Origin of the sequence: uncultured Pontibacter sp., assembly GCF_947492645.1 — a bacterium.
Lineage (GTDB): Bacteria > Bacteroidota > Bacteroidia > Cytophagales > Hymenobacteraceae > Pontibacter.
Map to the genome: position 1 here is coordinate 310181 of NZ_CANLMZ010000003.1, position 16895 is coordinate 327075.

Here is a 16895-nt window from a genome sequence, read left to right on the forward strand (position 1 = left end):
AGGGGCTTCAGTTGCAACAGGCCCCGTTGATTTGCAGGAACCAAGCACAATCAAGGCAATAGCAAAGCAAATATTATATTTATTAAGCATAGCAGCAGGAGTCAGAATTTAACATAGCTACGCAAACATGAAGCAAAAGTATAAATCTTCCAAAACTGCACCTTGAAATGGAGCTTCCCAAATTATTTAACTTAAAGCTTGAAAAGGGGCAAAAACCATAAAGTACTGATCCGAAGAAGTATGGAAATAAGTTATGGATTTTACAAAAATGCCGGTAACTTTGCGACTTGATTTTTGGACAGTAATTTATCAGTAATACGTTCAGTCCCATATAAGATGAACCAAATACCTGAGGTAATCAGAACCATTCCGTTAGAGTATTACCTGTTCTTTAGCACCGCCTTGTTTACAATCGGTGTGATCGGAGTGCTCACACGTCGTAACGCCATCGTAATTTTCATGTGCATCGAGCTTATGCTTAATGCAGTTAACCTGCTTTTAACAGCCCTTGCCTCTTACAGAGCCGATGCAAGTGCACAGGTTTTCGTGTTCTTTATCATGGCAGTAGCAGCAGCCGAAGTGTGCGTTGGCTTGGCCATAATCGTGATGACGTACCGCAACATCCGCTCTACCGATGTGCAACTGCTGAACTACCTGAAGTGGTAAACAGCCTCTAAATAACTCTGAATTAGCTTAAACATATACACAGATGCAAGAAATTGTAATGCCGCTTAACAACCAGGGAATGGCACTACTTTGTCTGCTTGTTCCGATACTGCCCCTGCTGGGCTTTATTCTGAACGGCCTGGGCAACCGCAAACTGGCAAAAGGCTTGGTAAGTATGATCGGGTGTGGCACCGTACTGGCGTCGTTCCTGATCTCGATTTACCTTTTCCTTGATTTTACCGCTAATGGCAGCCGCGCCTACATGGTGGATTATTACAACTGGATATCAGCAGGCGATATGCAGATTGGTTTCTCGTTTATGATTGACCAACTGACGCTGCTGATGATGCTGATGGTAACAGGTATCGGATTCTTTATCCACCTGTATTCTGCCGGCTACATGAGCCACGACGAGAACTTTGGTAAGTTTTTCTCCTTCATCAACCTGTTTATGTTCTCGATGTTACTGCTCGTAATGGGCTCTAACTACGTGATGATGTTCGTGGGCTGGGAAGGTGTAGGGCTTTGCTCCTATTTGCTGATAGGTTTCTGGAACAAGAACACCAACTACAATAATGCCGCTAAGAAAGCCTTCGTGATGAACCGTATCGGTGACTTAGGCTTCCTGCTGGGTATTTTCCTCATCTTTATCACATTCGGCTCCGTTAGCTACCCGCAGGTTTTCGCTGAGGCTGCCCGTTATACAGGTGGTATCGATTCTACGGTAATGATCGCGATTACCCTGCTGCTGTTTGTTGGCGCCATGGGTAAAAGTGCTCAGATTCCGTTGTTTACCTGGTTACCAGATGCGATGGCGGGTCCAACTCCGGTTTCGGCCCTGATACACGCGGCAACCATGGTTACGGCTGGTATTTACATGGTGCTTCGTTCCAACGTGCTGTATGTACTGGCTCCTACTACCCTGGAAGTTATCGCTATTGTTGGTGTAATTACAGCTGTAGTAGCCGCTACTATAGGTCTTGCTCAAAACGATATCAAAAAGGTACTGGCTTACTCTACTGTATCACAGTTAGGTTACATGTTCCTGGCACTTGGTGTGATGGCGTTTTCTTCGTCTATCTTCCACGTACTTACACATGCATTCTTTAAAGCGCTTCTGTTCTTAGGTGCGGGTTCGGTTATACATGCCATGAGCAACGAGCAGGACATCCGCAACATGGGTGGCTTGCGCAAGTACCTGCCAATAACCTTTGTTACCTTCCTCATCGGAACACTTGCCATTGCTGGTATTCCTCCGTTTGCTGGTTTCTTCTCTAAAGATGAGTTGCTGGCGCATGTTTGGGAACACAACAAATTATTATGGGGCTTAGGTATGCTGGCCTCTTTTATGACTTCATTCTACATGTTCCGACTGGTATTCCTGACCTTCTTCGGAACATTCAGAGGCACAGAATCACAGAAAAGCCACTTGCACGAGTCACCAATGTCTATGACATTACCGCTTATCGTCCTGGCTATACTTTCTACAGTAGGTGGTTTCCTTGGAATTCCGGCTGTATTTGGCGAGAACATGCACGTGCTGCAAAACTACCTGGCTCCTATTTACGGTTATGCCCAGGTAGCTAACGCTGCTGCTGTAGCGCCGCTTCATATAGATCACGCTACAGAATGGATGCTGATGGGCATGTCTGTAGCGGTGGCAGTTATAGCCGCAATCATCGCTTATGTTATGTATGTAAGCAAAAGAACGGTTCCGGTTGCAGAGGGTACGAAGCTTTCTCCTATCCACAACCTGATTTACAACAAATACTACATCGACGAACTATACGACACCATTATTGTACGCCCGATCATGTGGATGTCATCTGCCTTCCATCGCATACTTGATGTGGTTGTAGTAGATGGCATTGTGAATGGTTTTGGTAAACTTGTAATGCAAAGCGGACGATCGCTGCGCTACGCACAAAGCGGCGTTATCGGGTTCTACATTTTAGTAATGGTGTTCAGCATCGTTCTGATTCTATTTTTAAACTTCTTTATCGGATAAGGTTTTAAGAAGATGATTACAGCTCTTTTACTTTTCTGGCCTGCCTTAGCTGCACTACTGGTGTTGCTAATAAAAGGACAAGGTGCCAAGAAAGTGGCTTTTGTAGCAGCGCTTATTGAGTTCGCGCTGTCACTTTTCGCTCTCTCTGGATTTGACGCCCAAAATGGCAATACACAGTTAATGCTTAACCTACCATGGGTAGAGAGCGCAGGCATCAGCTTTAGCATCGGCATGGACGGCATTAGCATACTGATGGTACTGCTTACAACATTCCTGGTGCCGCTTATCGTGCTTTCGTCTTTCAAGCACGATTATAAGAACCCGAACGTTTTTTATGCCCTTATACTCTTCATGCAAACAGGCCTGATTGGTGTATTTGTGGCCATGGATGCTTTCCTTTTCTACTTTATGTGGGAAGTGGCGCTTATACCAATATACTTTATCGCAGCAGTATGGGGTGGCGAGAACAGAATCAAGGTTACGTTTAAGTTCTTTGTATACACCATATTCGGATCGCTGTTTATGCTGGCCGCTTTTGTATACTTGTACTTACAAACACCGGGCACACATACATCAGATATAAACGCGTTCTACCAGTTAGCACTTAGCAGCGGAGAGCAAAGCTGGATCTTCTGGTTCCTTTTTATTGCCTTTGCTATTAAAATGCCAATATTCCCTTTCCATACCTGGCAACCAGACACCTACACAGAGTCGCCAACACAAGCTACGATGCTACTTTCCGGTATCATGCTTAAAATGGGTATATATGGCGTAATCCGTTGGTTGCTGCCGGTAGTACCAATGGGGGTTAGCGAGTGGACAAACCTGGTGCTTATACTTTCGATTATTGGTATCGTTTACGGTTCTATCATTGCCATTCGCCAGCGCGACCTGAAGCGTTTAATTGCTTACTCTTCTATCGCACACGTTGGCCTTATCGCAGCAGGTATCTTTACTTTAAATGAGCAAGGCTTGCAAGGAGGCGTTATACAGATGCTAAGCCATGGTATCAACGTGGTTGGCTTGTTCTTTATCATCGACATCATCTTTACACGCACTAACACAAGAGAGATCTCCAGCTTAGGCGGTATCACACAGAATGCAAAGGCACTTTCGATCTTCTTCATGATCTTATTGCTTGGATCTGTGGCGCTACCACTTACAAACGGCTTTGTGGGTGAATTCCTGTTGCTATCTGGCGTGTTCCAGTACAATTATATTTATGGCGGTGTAGCTGGTTTAACCATTATACTTGGTGCAGTATACATGCTGCGTATGTTCCAGGGCGTAATGTTCGGTACCAAATCTGAGGCTACTGAAAACTTTACAGATCTTACATTTAATGAGAAGGCTGTATTGATTCCGTTGGTGATCATGGTGTTCTGGATTGGTTTGTTCCCGAACACCTTCCTGAGCATATCGGAGCCTGCTGTAATGAACCTGCTAACCATAATCAACCGCTAGCAGCTTAATAAAGAATAACGAGTTTATCAGAAATACGACGACATGACTTCGATTATACTTCTATCCGTATTTGGCATTGCGAACCTCTTTATAGGATTCACGAAGTCTAAGAGGATATTGTTGCCCCTGGCGCTACTGTTTTTGATAGTAGTGTTCGGTGTTAACTTGCTTAGCTGGAACGATACCCAAACCTACTTTAATAACATGATTACCATCGATAATTATGCGGTGGCTTTTACAGGTATCATGGTATTAACAACGTTGCTGCTTATTCCTTTCTCGCAGCGTTATGTGGAAGAAGGCGACTCTAACCTTGCCGAATATTACAGCCTGCTGCTATTCTCGCTGGTTGGTGCCGTTATGATGGTAAGTTACGAGAACATCATCATGCTGTTTGTTGGTATAGAGATACTCTCTATTGCCATGTATGTAGTAGCAGGTAGCAACAAAAAAAGCCTCCGCTCAAATGAGGCAGCCCTGAAATACTTCCTGATGGGTTCGTTCTTTACTGGTATACTTTTGTTTGGTATTGTGCTGATTTACGGCGCAACCGGAACATTTAATATAACAGAGATTGGAGCAGCGCAAATTGCCACAGACGGTGTGATGAGCTCTATGTTTATACTTGGACTGCTAATGGTAGTGATTGGTATATCCTTTAAAATTTCTGCCGCTCCATTCCATTTCTGGGCTCCGGATGTGTATGAAGGATCGCCTACATTCTTCACAGCTTTCATGTCTACTGTTGTAAAAACAGCTGGTGTGGCCGCATTCTTTAAGCTAATGGCAGCTGCTTTTGCTGCATCTTACGCAGCTTGGTTCCCAACGCTTATCGCCATCACGGTACTAACGCTTGTAGTTGGTAATATTGGGGCAGTAGTTCAGTCAAGTGCAAAGCGTATGTTGGCTTACTCCAGTATCTCGCATGCTGGTTACCTACTCATGTCTTTGATCGCTTTTAACAGCAATTCTGCCTCGTCTATACTTTTCTACTCTTTATCATATGCTTCCGCATCGATAGCTGCATTTGGCGTGTTAATGTTAGTAGCAGACCAAAAAGGCTCTGACAAGTATGAAGCATTCAATGGCCTTGGTAAATCAAACCCGTTGCTAGCTTTCGTTATGACGGTTGCCATGTTGTCACTAGCGGGCATCCCGCTTACAGCCGGCTTCTTTGCTAAGTTCTTTGTGTTCTCTGCTGTATTAGAGGACCCTAATATGCTATGGCTTGTAGTTATCGCGGTTATACTTGCAGCTGTAGGTATCTACTACTACTTCAGAGTAGTTATAGCGATGTACATGCAGCCGGCAACTAATTTTGAGAAGGTTCGAGTGGGTAGCTTTGCCTCTTTCACACTTATCTTTATTACTGTATTAACACTACTTCTAGGTATAGCCCCAGCGCTCATCAACGACTTGCTGTAGTATAAAAGCTATATTCACAGAAGAGGCTGCCCCACAAAGGCAGCCTCTTCTGTTTTAAGCAACTCCTGCTGAACCACTTGCAACAAAAGTTAGTACACCCTACTAGCTAATAACCGGGTTGGGCTATGAAGAACGCTTTGGGTTTATACTTTAAAATAGCCATACTTCTGGCAGCTAGCAGTTGCAATGGTCAAACACAACCAGACTCTGGTATCAAAAACCAAACGAATGCAAGAGTAGGTGGGCCCTGCGACACTTGTGAGCTAATGTATGTTGGTATGCCCCAAAGTATAGATGCTACAGACACGAGTAAAGCCTGGAGTGGTGACGGCGACAAACTCGTTTTAACAGGAACTGTTTACAGATCCGATCAAAAGACTCCTGCCCCAGATATCTTGCTATACTACTGGCAAACAAATGAAGATGGTTTATATGCAGATAAGCAAGGTTTAAACCCAGATGTTAAACGCCATGGCTATATTCGGGGATGGGTAAAAACAGATAGACAAGGGAAGTATACTATTTATACTATTCGCCCGGCACCATACCCAAACAATACTATGCCAGCCCATGTGCACATGCTGGTAAAAGAACCTACTCTTGCCAATGAGTATTACATTGACGATGTCGTTTTTGAAGATGACCCGCTACTAACATCACAGGAAAGAAATCAATTTAATAACATTGGAGGAAGCAGCATTGTAAAACCACGCTTGCTACATGATGTGCAGTATGTAAATCGTGACATTATACTTGGACTGAACGTTAAAGATTACCCGGAGCAATAGCTTATACTACAAATTTGCTAACCCGCGCCCAGCATCATCTTTCGGTTGGATAGGCTTAAGCACAACTCTACCATAAGGGCATATTCACATGCGTGTATACTTACTGTGTAATCAAGCCGGCAAGTTATACACAACACTTATCAACCAATGTTATCCACATATCCACAATTACAGCCAAGTTTATACTTTGGATAGTCAGGAAAAGTGATCTATTGAATTCTTTATTGTAGAGTTATCAACAAACAGTAAGTGGATAAGTGTAAATATGTGGATAAACAAGAAGGCCTGCCTCATTTTGTGAGGCAGGCCTTGCTATCTATTGTTGATATATGCTCTTACTGATGCGGTACGTTTTTCATTCTGATGTGTAATTCATCAAGCTGTGTACCCGCAATTGGGGAAGGAGCGTCGATCATTACATCGCGGCCAGAGTTGTTTTTAGGGAACGCAATGTAATCACGGATTGACTCCGATCCACCAAACAATGAGCAAAGCCTGTCGAAGCCAAACGCAATGCCACCATGCGGAGGAGCACCGTACTCAAAGGCATTCATCAGGAAGCCAAACTGAGCCTCAGCCTCAGCGTGCGAGAAGCCTAGCAAGGTAAACATCTGCTCCTGCAGTCTGCGGTCATGGATACGAATAGAACCACCGCCTACTTCTACACCATTGATAACCATGTCGTAAGCATTTGCTCTGATATCTCCCGGACGATCATCAATCAGTTCGATATCTTCTGGTTTAGGCGACGTGAACGGATGGTGCATGGCGTGCCAGCGATTGGAGTTCTCGTCCCACTCAAGCAATGGGAAATCAACTACCCAGAGTGGAGAGAATACGTTCTTATCGCGCAGGCCAAGGCGCTCTCCCATTTCCAGGCGAAGCTCGTTTAGCGCTTTACGGGTTTTATCTTTGTTGCCTGCAAGTATAAGCAGCAGGTCGCCAGGTTCAGCATTAAAGGCTTTACCCCACTCCTGCAGATCTTCAGGAGAATAGAACTTATCTACAGATGATTTTATACTTCCGTCTTCGTTAACTCGTGCATAAACCAAACCTGTGGCACCAATCTGAGGTCGCTTCACAAAGTCAGTCAGCTCATCGAGTTGCTTACGTGTATAGCTTGCTGCACCTTTAGCATTGATGCCGACCACTAACGCTGCGTCATCAAAAACTTTAAAGCCTTTGTTCTTCACAAGCGGGTTCAGTTCCACAAAACGCATATCAAAACGTGTATCCGGTTTGTCGGATCCATAGTATTTCATGGCGTCGGCATAGGTCATGCGCGGAAGCTTATCCAGATGCACGCCTTTCACTTTATCGAAAAGGTGCACGATAAAGCCTTCAAAAGTATTTAGGATATCCTCCTGCGTCACGAAAGACATTTCGCAGTCTATCTGTGTAAATTCAGGCTGACGGTCAGCACGCAAGTCCTCGTCGCGGAAACATTTCACGATTTGGTAATACCTGTCGAAGCCCGACACCATCAGCAACTGCTTAAACGTTTGCGGCGACTGCGGCAGCGCGTAAAACTCACCTGGGTTCATGCGGCTAGGCACCACGAAATCACGGGCACCCTCTGGTGTAGATTTAATCAAAACCGGAGTTTCTACTTCAGTAAAGTAATGGTTATCCAAGTAATCGCGGGTGGCACGCATCATGCGGTGGCGCAGCTCCAGGTTACGGCGCACAGGCGTACGGCGCAGGTCCAGGTAGCGGTATTTCATGCGCAGGTCGTCACCTCCGTCTGTCTCGTCTTCTATCAGGAAAGGCGGCAGTTTGGCTGGGTTTAGCACCTCTAGTTTGTGCACAAAGATCTCGATATCGCCTGTAGGTATTTTATCGTTTTTAGAGTAGCGCTCCACTACTTTACCTACCACTCTTATTACGTATTCGCGGCCAAGCGTGCGGGCCTGGTCTATTAAGTTTTGTGGTGTAACCCCTTCTTCATAAGTTAATTGCGTAATACCGTAGCGGTCGCGCATATCAACCCACAGCATGCCGCCTTTGTCGCGCAGGCGCTGTACCCATCCAGTTAAAATAACTTCTTCACCAACGTTGTCGAGGCGCAGTTCGCCGCAAGTATGAGATCGGAGCATAGTGTCTTATTTTGTTTTATGCAAATGTAATAAATAGCTGTATCGTTTACTTTAACAAAGTTAAAGTTGTTTATTCAAGCAGGTCGCGCATGGCTTCCACGTTGTTTACCTGTATGGCGTCTGGTTCAAGCTTTATCATTTTGGTAATGCGCGAGCGGGATTTGCCACCAAACAGCGATACAAAAACGCCCTGTTCCTTCGCCTGTTTTATCTGCTCAAAAGACGCGCTTTTACCTTCGGCACAAATTCCCTGAAATTTACGCTCCACCACAGTCTTTAAGGCTGCATCAAAGTTGCCTCCAGTATCAAGCATAAGCGGGGCCTGCGGGTTTACCTGCCGGAAAGCCTCCAGAAAATCAGGGTCTGGCGAAATGAACATCAGCTTTGCGAACGGGTAATCATACTTCTGCAGCATCGCCAAGAGAGTTTGTGCATAGTATAAATGCCGCTCTGGGTTGTGGTTGCGCAAATCTATCTGCAGCACCGGTGGCTCAGGGTAAGTGGCAAAGCGTTGCAGCATGGCTTCCATTGTAATGATTTCTTCATCATGAAAAAGATCATAGAATAAGCCTCCTTTATACTTTAGTCCAATTACGTCGGCAGCTTTATGGTTCTCTATAAAGCCGTTTTGCGCTGTCATCGAACTCAAATCTACATCATGATAAAGTATAAGCACACCGTCCTGGCTCAGCTGCACATCCACCTCTACCCCATCAGCCCCATGTTCTTCCATAGCCTTTACAATAGAGGCCATACTATTGGAAGGAAGCGGGTTAAACGGGTTTAACGGCGACATAAAGCCAGAACCAGCATGGCCCAGCACCAGCACATCAGCCTTTATTTTAGCGCCCAGACCAAAAGGGTAATATATAAAGGAAAGCGCGCCTAGAACAAGAACCAGTAAGATCGCTGCACCCCATCGGGATTTGCGTTTACGAGTAGCATTCAGGCTGATTTTTTCTGCTGTTGTTTTCAATTTAAAAATGCTTTTGCAATTATAAAGCTAAGGTAACACCAAATCTTTTTAAATACCCTTAAATTTGCACCTGCACAATTTTAACCTTATGCCAAGCACAAGCAAATCATCTGTAGCTAAAGCGTTTACCGCCGATGCCGACACCTTGGGGGAGCAACCCCAGGAACGTTACCTTATACCTTTGTCTGTTATACTTGTAATAGCTTTTGTCATTCGTATGCTGGCTGCCTTTTTCTCGAGGGGCTATGCTTTCAGCGACGATCACTTTGATGTGATTACGATTGCGCAAGGTTGGTTGGATGGCCTGCCGCTGTGGCTGAACGAGCCTATGCCGCCCCGCCACAGCATGCTGTATGTGCTGCTGCACTATGGCTTGTTTTATGTGATGGAGGCGCTGGGTATATTTAGCCCGGAAGTAAAGATGACGGTGGTGCGCGTAATTCATGGGCTGTACTCGCTGCTGATCGTTTACTTTGGCTATAAACTGACGGAGCGCTTATCTAACAAAGCCAATGCGAGGTTAGTAGGATTAATGCTGGCGTTGGTGTGGTTTATGCCTTTTATGAGTGTGCGCAACCTGGTGGAGATGGTGTGCATTCCGCCTTACATGGCTGCCTTTTACCTGCTGCTAAGGCAAGACCAAGCTACTCAAAAACGCCTGATGCCATACTTCTGGGCAGGTGCTTTGTTTGCCCTGTCGTTCACCTTTAGATACCATACTGTACTATTGGGTGCCGGTGCCGGCCTGGTTATACTTTACCGCCAGCAATGGAAAGAAGCAATTACTTTACTAGTAGGTTTTTTAGTTGCTGCTACCCTTATCCAGGGTACGATCGATATTATTTTCTTTGATTACCCTTTCCACTCCATTGTGGCTTATTTCCTGTACAACACCGAGCATGCCTATGGCTACAGCACAGGCCCTGTTTACCGCTTTGCCCTAACTGTACTTGGGTTTCTGGTGCCGCCGGTAAGCGCTTTCCTGGTGATGGGTTATTTCCGTACGGCCAGGTTGGCTCCTGCGCTTTTCTGGGGAGGCTTAATCTTTTTTGTGGCTCACTCGCTGTTCCCAAACAAGCAAGAGCGATTTATACTTCCGATGCTGCCGCTTGTGATGATACTTGGTGTGATTGGCTGGCAAAGCTTTGTTCAGACCTCTGGCTTCTGGCATAAGCGCCGCAAGTTACTTGCTGCTTCCTGGGGCTTTTTCTGGGTGCTGAACATCCTGGCTGCTGTTGGCCTTGCCTTTACTTATACTAAAAAAAGCCGCGTGGCTCCGTTGGTATACCTGTCCGAAAAGCAGAACATGGATGCCGTTGTGCTGGAGTTTGGCAACCACAGCGTTAAAACGCCTCCGCTGTTCTACTTAAACCGTATCAGCGCCGATTACGACCTTTACATGATAGATGATGACATGGTGTGGGAGGAGTACCTGAATGGCAAAAAACCATTACCAGAAGAGTTTGTGATGATTTATACTTTAAACGGCGATAAATCAACTGCCACGTTAGACTCAGCCATACAAACTACGCCATACAAGCCAGATTATGTAGTGGTAGTTGGCACCGATGAGATGGAAGAACGTATGGCACGCCTAAACAGCGTATTTCCGAACCTGAAACTGGAGCACACCATAACGCCATCATTATACGATAAAGTACTGCACTTCCTGAACCCGCGCGTGCACAAAGATGAGCGTGTACAGATTTATGAGGTGGTGCAGAAATAAAGATCAATACTTTCTGCTGTCGTTTCGGGCAAAACGGGAAACCTACCAGGGGCTCTGTAAGGATTTCTCGCTTTGCCTGAATCGACAATAAGTACAGCCCGCCACTACAGGCGTTTATACCGGCAGTTTATACTTTACAATCGCTGTTATACTTGCAAGTATCCTAAGGTTAGCTTACTTACCTCGTAAAAGTATACAGGTAATTAATCGAGAAATTCCAGAAGAACACGATAACGATGGCGCAGAATTTGGCCACGTAAAAGTTAAAGCGAAGGCGCTCGGTAAGGACGTAGATAATAAGGTTATTCAGCAGCAGGCCCACAACAGCCACAATAAAAAACTTGGAGAACTGCCACCCGATTTCAGGATCGAGGCTGCGGAAGGTCCAGATGCGGTTAAGAAAGTAGTTGCTGGTGCTGGCAAGTATAAATCCTAAACTGTTGGCCACATACTTGTTCCAGCGCAGCTTCTCTTTGGCGACATAGGTAACGCCAAAATCGAGTAGCAGGCCTGAGAACCCAACTGTTCCAAACTTCAGAAACTTAAAGAAGAGACTTTGCAGGTATTCTGACATCTTACTTTTGTTACTGCTGCAATGGTGTAACTGCAGCAGCAATTACAAAAGTAATATACTTCGCACAGGCAACCAACCCTAAAAGCTTATTCTGTACAGCCAAGTTTATTCAGTTACTGCTGTATCTGGCCAGTTGCAAGTATACTTTGTCGAGAAAAGTATCGTGTTTGTATAGTTTATTTTGAATGCTTGCTAAGAATTATTTAATTGATTATTAGTAAGTTTCACCTAACACAAACACCGCTCATGGAACTAGTTATTCAGAACCTCTCCAAAACTTACCCTAACGGCACAAAGGCTCTAAAAAATATAAACCTGACCATCCCAAAAGGCATGTTTGGTTTACTGGGGCCTAACGGCGCTGGTAAATCGTCGCTGATGCGTACCATTGCCACCCTCCAAGAGGCAGACACGGGCAGTATTATGCTCGGCGACCTGGATGTACTCCGCCAGAAAGAAGAAATGCGAAAGGTGTTAGGCTACCTGCCACAAGAATTTGGCGTTTACCCAAAAGTATCAGCAGAAGAGATGCTGGAGCATTTTGCAGTACTTAAGGGCATCAGTAACTCCAAAGAGCGCACAGAGGTGGTAAAAGCTCTGCTGCAGCAAACAAACCTGTACGATGTGCGCAAAAAGAACCTTGGCGGCTACTCTGGAGGTATGAAACAGCGTTTTGGCATTGCACAGGCGCTATTAGGCAACCCTAAAATCATTATCGTAGATGAGCCAACTGCCGGCCTGGACCCTGCCGAGCGTAACCGTTTCCATAACCTGTTAAGCGAGATTGGCGAGAACATCATTGTTATACTTTCCACCCACATTGTAGAAGACGTAACAGACCTTTGCCGCAATTTCGCCATTATCAACAAAGGAGAAGTGTTATTGGAGGGCGATCCGCTGCAGGTAATCGACAACCTGAAGGGCCGCATCTGGCGCAAGTTCATCAACAAAGACGAACTGGTGCAGCACCAACTGCAGCACGAGGTTATTTCATCGCGCCTATTTGCCGGTAAAACCATTATCCATGTCCTATCAGACGTGCAGCCTTCCCCTGAGTTCGAAGCAATTGCCCCTGACCTGGAAGATGTATACTTCAGCAAGATACACGAGGCTAGCCTTCGCGAAGAAGCAGCGCCTGCACATGCAGTAATGAATTAGCTCTCCTGAAAATTTACCCACCGCTGCCCCTCCAAAGAGGGGCAGCGGTGGGTAAGCAACAGTTGCAGGGCAAGGAAAAACTCCTGTTCTGTATCCACGATTCTACAATTCATCATTCCTAAAATTTAGAAGATGTTTAAAGAGATATTTCTTTTCGAACTGAAGTATAGGCTTAAACGGCCTGCTACTTACATATACTTTGGGCTGCTTTTCCTGATGGCTTTCCTGGCGATGCTGGGCTTAGCCGGAGCTTTTGGCGGTAACATCATCATCGGCGATGCCAGCGGTGGTAAAGTGTTCGCTAACTCTCCTTACCAGATAAACTGGATCGTGACGCTGCTAAGCTGGTTTGGCGTGCTGATAACCTCAGCTATGATGGGAACGCCCATCTTCCGTGACTTTGAGCATAAAACCCATTCGCTATACTATACAACACCTATCAGCAAAGCAGGTTATTTGTTTGGCCGCTTTTTTGGTTCGTTCCTGATAACGCTGCTGGTATTTCTGGGGGTGGCAGTTGGTGCCTGGGTAGCTACGGTAATGCCATGGGTAGAGCCAGACAAAATTGGTCCGTTTAACGCCATGTGGTACCTGCAGCCTTACCTGACCATCATTATACCTAACCTTATTTTTACCGGTGCCATTTTCTTTACCCTCGCTACCTTAACCCGCAGCGGGTTATCTATTTATGTAGGTGGTGTTATTTTCCTGGTACTTTATGGGGTTTCGAGCAGCCTCACCGGCGATTTAGATAACGAAACTGTAGCTAACCTGTTGGACCCACTCGGAGCGTCTGCCATTTACTACACCCAGCGCTACTGGACCACCGCCGAGCGCAACACCCTCATGCTACCATTCAGCGACTATGTCGTGGCAAACCGTGCCCTGTGGATGGGAATTGGCCTGGCACTTCTGGCCCTTTGTTATTTCCGGTTTAGCTTCTCGTTTGCAAATGCAGGTATAAAACTTTTCCGCAGGCGGGATAGCGCTGAGGCTGCAGGTGCCTTTGTGCCGTCAGAGCGTTTGCAACTGCCTAAGGTTAGCCAAAACTTTTCGTTTAACCTGAGCTGGCAGCAGTTCCTGAAGCTTGCCAAACTGGAGTATAAAGGAGTTGTAAAAAGCGTATACTTTGTGGCGATTGTGCTGGCCGGGGTTATCTTCCTTTTCGTGTCCGGCTCTCAGATCGGGAAGATGTATGATACCAATTTCTTCCCGGTAACATCGCAGGTGGTGCAGATCCTTAGCGGCACGTTTGCTTTATTCTTCCTCATCATCATCACGTTTTATGCCGGCGAACTGGCCTGGCGCGAGCGCGACAACAATATCAACCAGATTTACGATGCCTTGCCCATACCTAACTGGGTGCCTTTTGCCTCTAAATTACTGGCCCTAATGCTGGTGCAGGTAACGCTGCTGTTCGTTATCATGTTCTGCGGCATCATCATCCAAACCTTTAAAGGCTACTATAATTACGAGCTGGATGTGTATGTAAAAGGCCTGTTTGGGATACAGCTGATAGACTACCTGCTGCTGTGCGTGCTGGCTATGCTGGTGCAGGTAATCGTAAACAACAAGTACCTAGGGCACTTTGTGATGGTGGTATACTTCCTGATGAACATCTTTAAAGGACAGTTAGGCTGGGAGCACAACCTTTACAGCTACAACTCCGACCCAGGCATTACTTACTCTGCCATGAACGGCTACGGGCATTTTGTGTGGCCATTTACAATCTATAAGATTTATTGGGGAGCATTTGCGCTTATACTTGCGGTGCTTGCAAACATGCTGTGGGTGCGTGGCTCGGAGTCTATGCTGAAGTGGCGTTTTAAACTGGCAAGTATGCAGCTAAGTAAACCAACAATGGCTGTAACAGGTGCGGCTATGGCTATTTTTATGGTTACAGGTGGCTACATATACTACAATACCAACATCCTGAATACCTTCCGGACCTCCGACGAGCAGGAAAAACGTTTGGCTGAGTTCGAAAAAACCTACAAGAAGTATGACGGTATTCCGCAGCCCCGCATTACTGACGTGAAGCTGGACGTAGACATTTACCCTGAAGAACGTGCTTTTGCTTTCAAGGGTCATTTCTGGCTCAAGAACAAACATGCGCAGCCCATAGATTCTATCCACATGATGCTGAGCGATGAAGCAGAGGTGAAAACCATGTCTTTTACAAAACAGGCCAAACTGGTGCTCGACGATAAGGATAATGGCTACTACATTTATAAACTGGCCCAACCGCTGCAGCCCGGCGACTCGCTTAAACTGAACATGGATTTGCTTTTTGAAACGAAAGGCTTCCGGAACAGCGGCTCCAACACAGGTATAGTATACAACGGTACGTTCATCAACAGCCAGTATTTACCTAAAATCGGTTACCAGGATGGTATAGAGTTATCTGACGACGATATTCGAAAAGAGCATGGCCTTGCACCTAAGCCGCGTATGGCAGCTGTAAACGATGCCGAGGCTCGCAAAAACACCTACATCAGCAACGAAGCCGACTGGATAAATTTTGAAGCCACCGTAAGCACCATACCAAGCCAGATGGCCATTGCCCCTGGTTACCTGCAGCGTGAGTGGACTAAAGACGGCCGCCGCTACTTCCACTATAAAATGGATGCACCTATACTTAATTTCTACTCCTTTTTATCGGCAGAGTACGAGGTTAAAAAAGATAAGTGGGTAGGCAAAGACGGAAAAGAAGTGGCTATTGAGATCTATCACCACAAAGACCACACCTATAACCTGGACCGCATGCTGAAAGGCGTGAAAAAATCGTTGGATTACTTTACAGAGAACTTCAGCCCGTACCAGCACCGCCAGGTGCGCATTCTGGAGTTTCCGGGGTACTCCTCTTTCGCGCAGGCTTTCCCGAACACAATCCCGTTTTCAGAGTCGATTGGTTTTATAGCCGACGTAGACGACAGCAACCCGGAAGATATTGATTATCCGTTTTACATCACCGCCCACGAGGTGGCGCACCAATGGTGGGCACACCAGGTAATTGGGGGTAACGTACAGGGCTCGGTGCTGATGTCGGAAACCATGAGCCAGTACAGCGCCCTGATGGTGATGAAACACGAGTATGGCCCGGAGCGCATGAACAAGTTCCTGAAGTATGAGCTTAACTCTTACTTATTGGGCCGAACATCAGAACGAAAAAAAGAGATGCCGCTATACTTGGTGGAGAACCAAGGGTACATACATTACCGAAAAGGAAGCGTGGTAATGTATGCTCTTGCCGACTTTATCGGCGAGGAGAAACTGAATAAAGCCCTGCAGGAGTACATCCAGCAGGTTGCCTTCCAGGAAGCGCCTTATACTAACTCAATTGAGTTTATGCAGCACATCCGCGCCGCCACTCCAGACTCGCTGCAGTACCTGGTAAGTGATATGTTTGAAAACATTACACTTTACGAAAACAAAACCACCGAAGGGAAGTATGAGCGCCTCAAGAACGGAAAGTATAAAGTAAGCTTTACCGTAGATGCCAAAAAACTTTATGCCGATAGCCTAGGCGCTGAAAGTGAAACTACGATGAACGATTGGGTGGATGTAGGCGTGCTTGCGCGGGAGAAAGTGGATGGCCATTGGCAAGACCAACCGCTTTACATCAAAAAGCACCAGGTAAAGTCAGGGATCAACACGTTTGAGTTTGTAGTTGATAAAAAGCCGTCTAAAGCAGGCATAGACCCTTACAATATTCTGATAGACCGTAATCCGACGGATAACACAAAGTCGTTGTCGGAGAATTTGTAAAGGCTCACCAGCAAGACAGCTTTGTTAAGGTGAGGTGGAAGAATGCCGCTTAGAGTTTAGCTTTAGCCAATATGCCCTTAGCTTGCTTTGTATTTTCACCAGCAAGCTAAGGTAGCTGAAGTATGAGTTACTGGTGAGAACACCAGCTTGGGGCGCTGAATACTACATTAGCTATAACTCTAAAAAGCCTTGCATTACCTAGTGGCCCAAACTTTACAAATCACTATAAATCAAGAAGCCATA

General features: G+C 45.9%; 11 protein-coding genes. 8 read left to right on the forward strand and 3 right to left on the reverse strand.

All coding sequences use genetic code 11. The annotated features are described in order from the left end of the window. Positions 1 to 336: 336 nt before the first annotated feature. The 5 genes from nuoK (at position 337) to Q1A23_RS04190 (ending at position 6351) form a co-directional block, all read left to right on the forward strand. Positions 337 to 666: an NADH-quinone oxidoreductase subunit NuoK gene (nuoK, locus tag Q1A23_RS04170; protein WP_299819869.1), complete on the forward strand. Its 330-nt coding sequence runs from the start codon at positions 337 to 339 to the stop codon at positions 664 to 666. A 43-nt stretch (positions 667 to 709) separates the two neighbouring features. Then, entirely contained in the window at positions 710 to 2674 is a 1965-nt protein-coding gene (gene nuoL / locus Q1A23_RS04175) for an NADH-quinone oxidoreductase subunit L (RefSeq protein WP_299819872.1), read from the forward strand. A gap of 12 nt (positions 2675 to 2686) precedes the next feature. Continuing rightward, positions 2687 to 4138 carry an NADH-quinone oxidoreductase subunit M gene (locus Q1A23_RS04180; protein WP_299819875.1) on the forward strand — a complete coding sequence of 484 codons (1452 nt, stop codon included), beginning with the start codon at positions 2687 to 2689 and terminating at the stop codon, positions 4136 to 4138. 42 nt (positions 4139 to 4180) lie between these two features. Next, positions 4181 to 5563, forward strand: coding sequence for an NADH-quinone oxidoreductase subunit N (locus tag Q1A23_RS04185; RefSeq protein WP_299819878.1), 1383 nt, complete (start codon positions 4181 to 4183; stop codon positions 5561 to 5563). A gap of 125 nt (positions 5564 to 5688) precedes the next feature. Then, on the forward strand, positions 5689 to 6351 hold the full coding sequence (locus Q1A23_RS04190) for an intradiol ring-cleavage dioxygenase (protein ID WP_299819881.1): 663 nt from the start codon (positions 5689 to 5691) through the stop codon (positions 6349 to 6351). A 335-nt stretch (positions 6352 to 6686) separates the two neighbouring features. Here the strand turns inward: Q1A23_RS04190 and aspS are convergent, their stop codons facing one another. Beyond that, positions 6687 to 8447, reverse strand: coding sequence for an aspartate--tRNA ligase (aspS, locus tag Q1A23_RS04195; RefSeq protein WP_299819884.1), 1761 nt, complete (start codon positions 8445 to 8447; stop codon positions 6687 to 6689). 70 nt (positions 8448 to 8517) lie between these two features. Continuing rightward, a complete protein-coding gene (locus Q1A23_RS04200; RefSeq protein WP_299819887.1) occupies positions 8518 to 9423 on the reverse strand; it encodes a glycerophosphodiester phosphodiesterase family protein in 906 nt (301 codons plus the stop codon). An 88-nt stretch (positions 9424 to 9511) separates the two neighbouring features. On the opposite strand from Q1A23_RS04200, the gene Q1A23_RS04205 reads away from it, so the two are divergent. Further along, entirely contained in the window at positions 9512 to 11152 is a 1641-nt protein-coding gene (locus Q1A23_RS04205; RefSeq protein ID WP_299819890.1) for a glycosyltransferase family 39 protein, read from the forward strand. Between the two features lie 178 nt (positions 11153 to 11330). Here Q1A23_RS04205 and Q1A23_RS04210 read toward each other — a convergent pair whose 3' ends face one another. Beyond that, a complete protein-coding gene (locus tag Q1A23_RS04210; protein WP_299819893.1) occupies positions 11331 to 11726 on the reverse strand; it encodes a GtrA family protein in 396 nt (131 codons plus the stop codon). Between the two features lie 246 nt (positions 11727 to 11972). Here Q1A23_RS04210 and Q1A23_RS04215 point away from each other — a divergent pair, with 246 nt between their 5' ends. Beyond that, the gene (locus tag Q1A23_RS04215) at positions 11973 to 12884 is read left to right on the forward strand and encodes an ABC transporter ATP-binding protein (RefSeq protein ID WP_299819895.1); all 912 of its coding nucleotides are present in this window, start codon (positions 11973 to 11975) and stop codon (positions 12882 to 12884) included. Between the two features lie 132 nt (positions 12885 to 13016). Continuing rightward, positions 13017 to 16652, forward strand: a complete 3636-nt coding sequence (locus Q1A23_RS04220) for a M1 family aminopeptidase (protein ID WP_299819898.1) — start codon at positions 13017 to 13019, stop codon at positions 16650 to 16652. Positions 16653 to 16895: the final 243 nt, after the last annotated feature.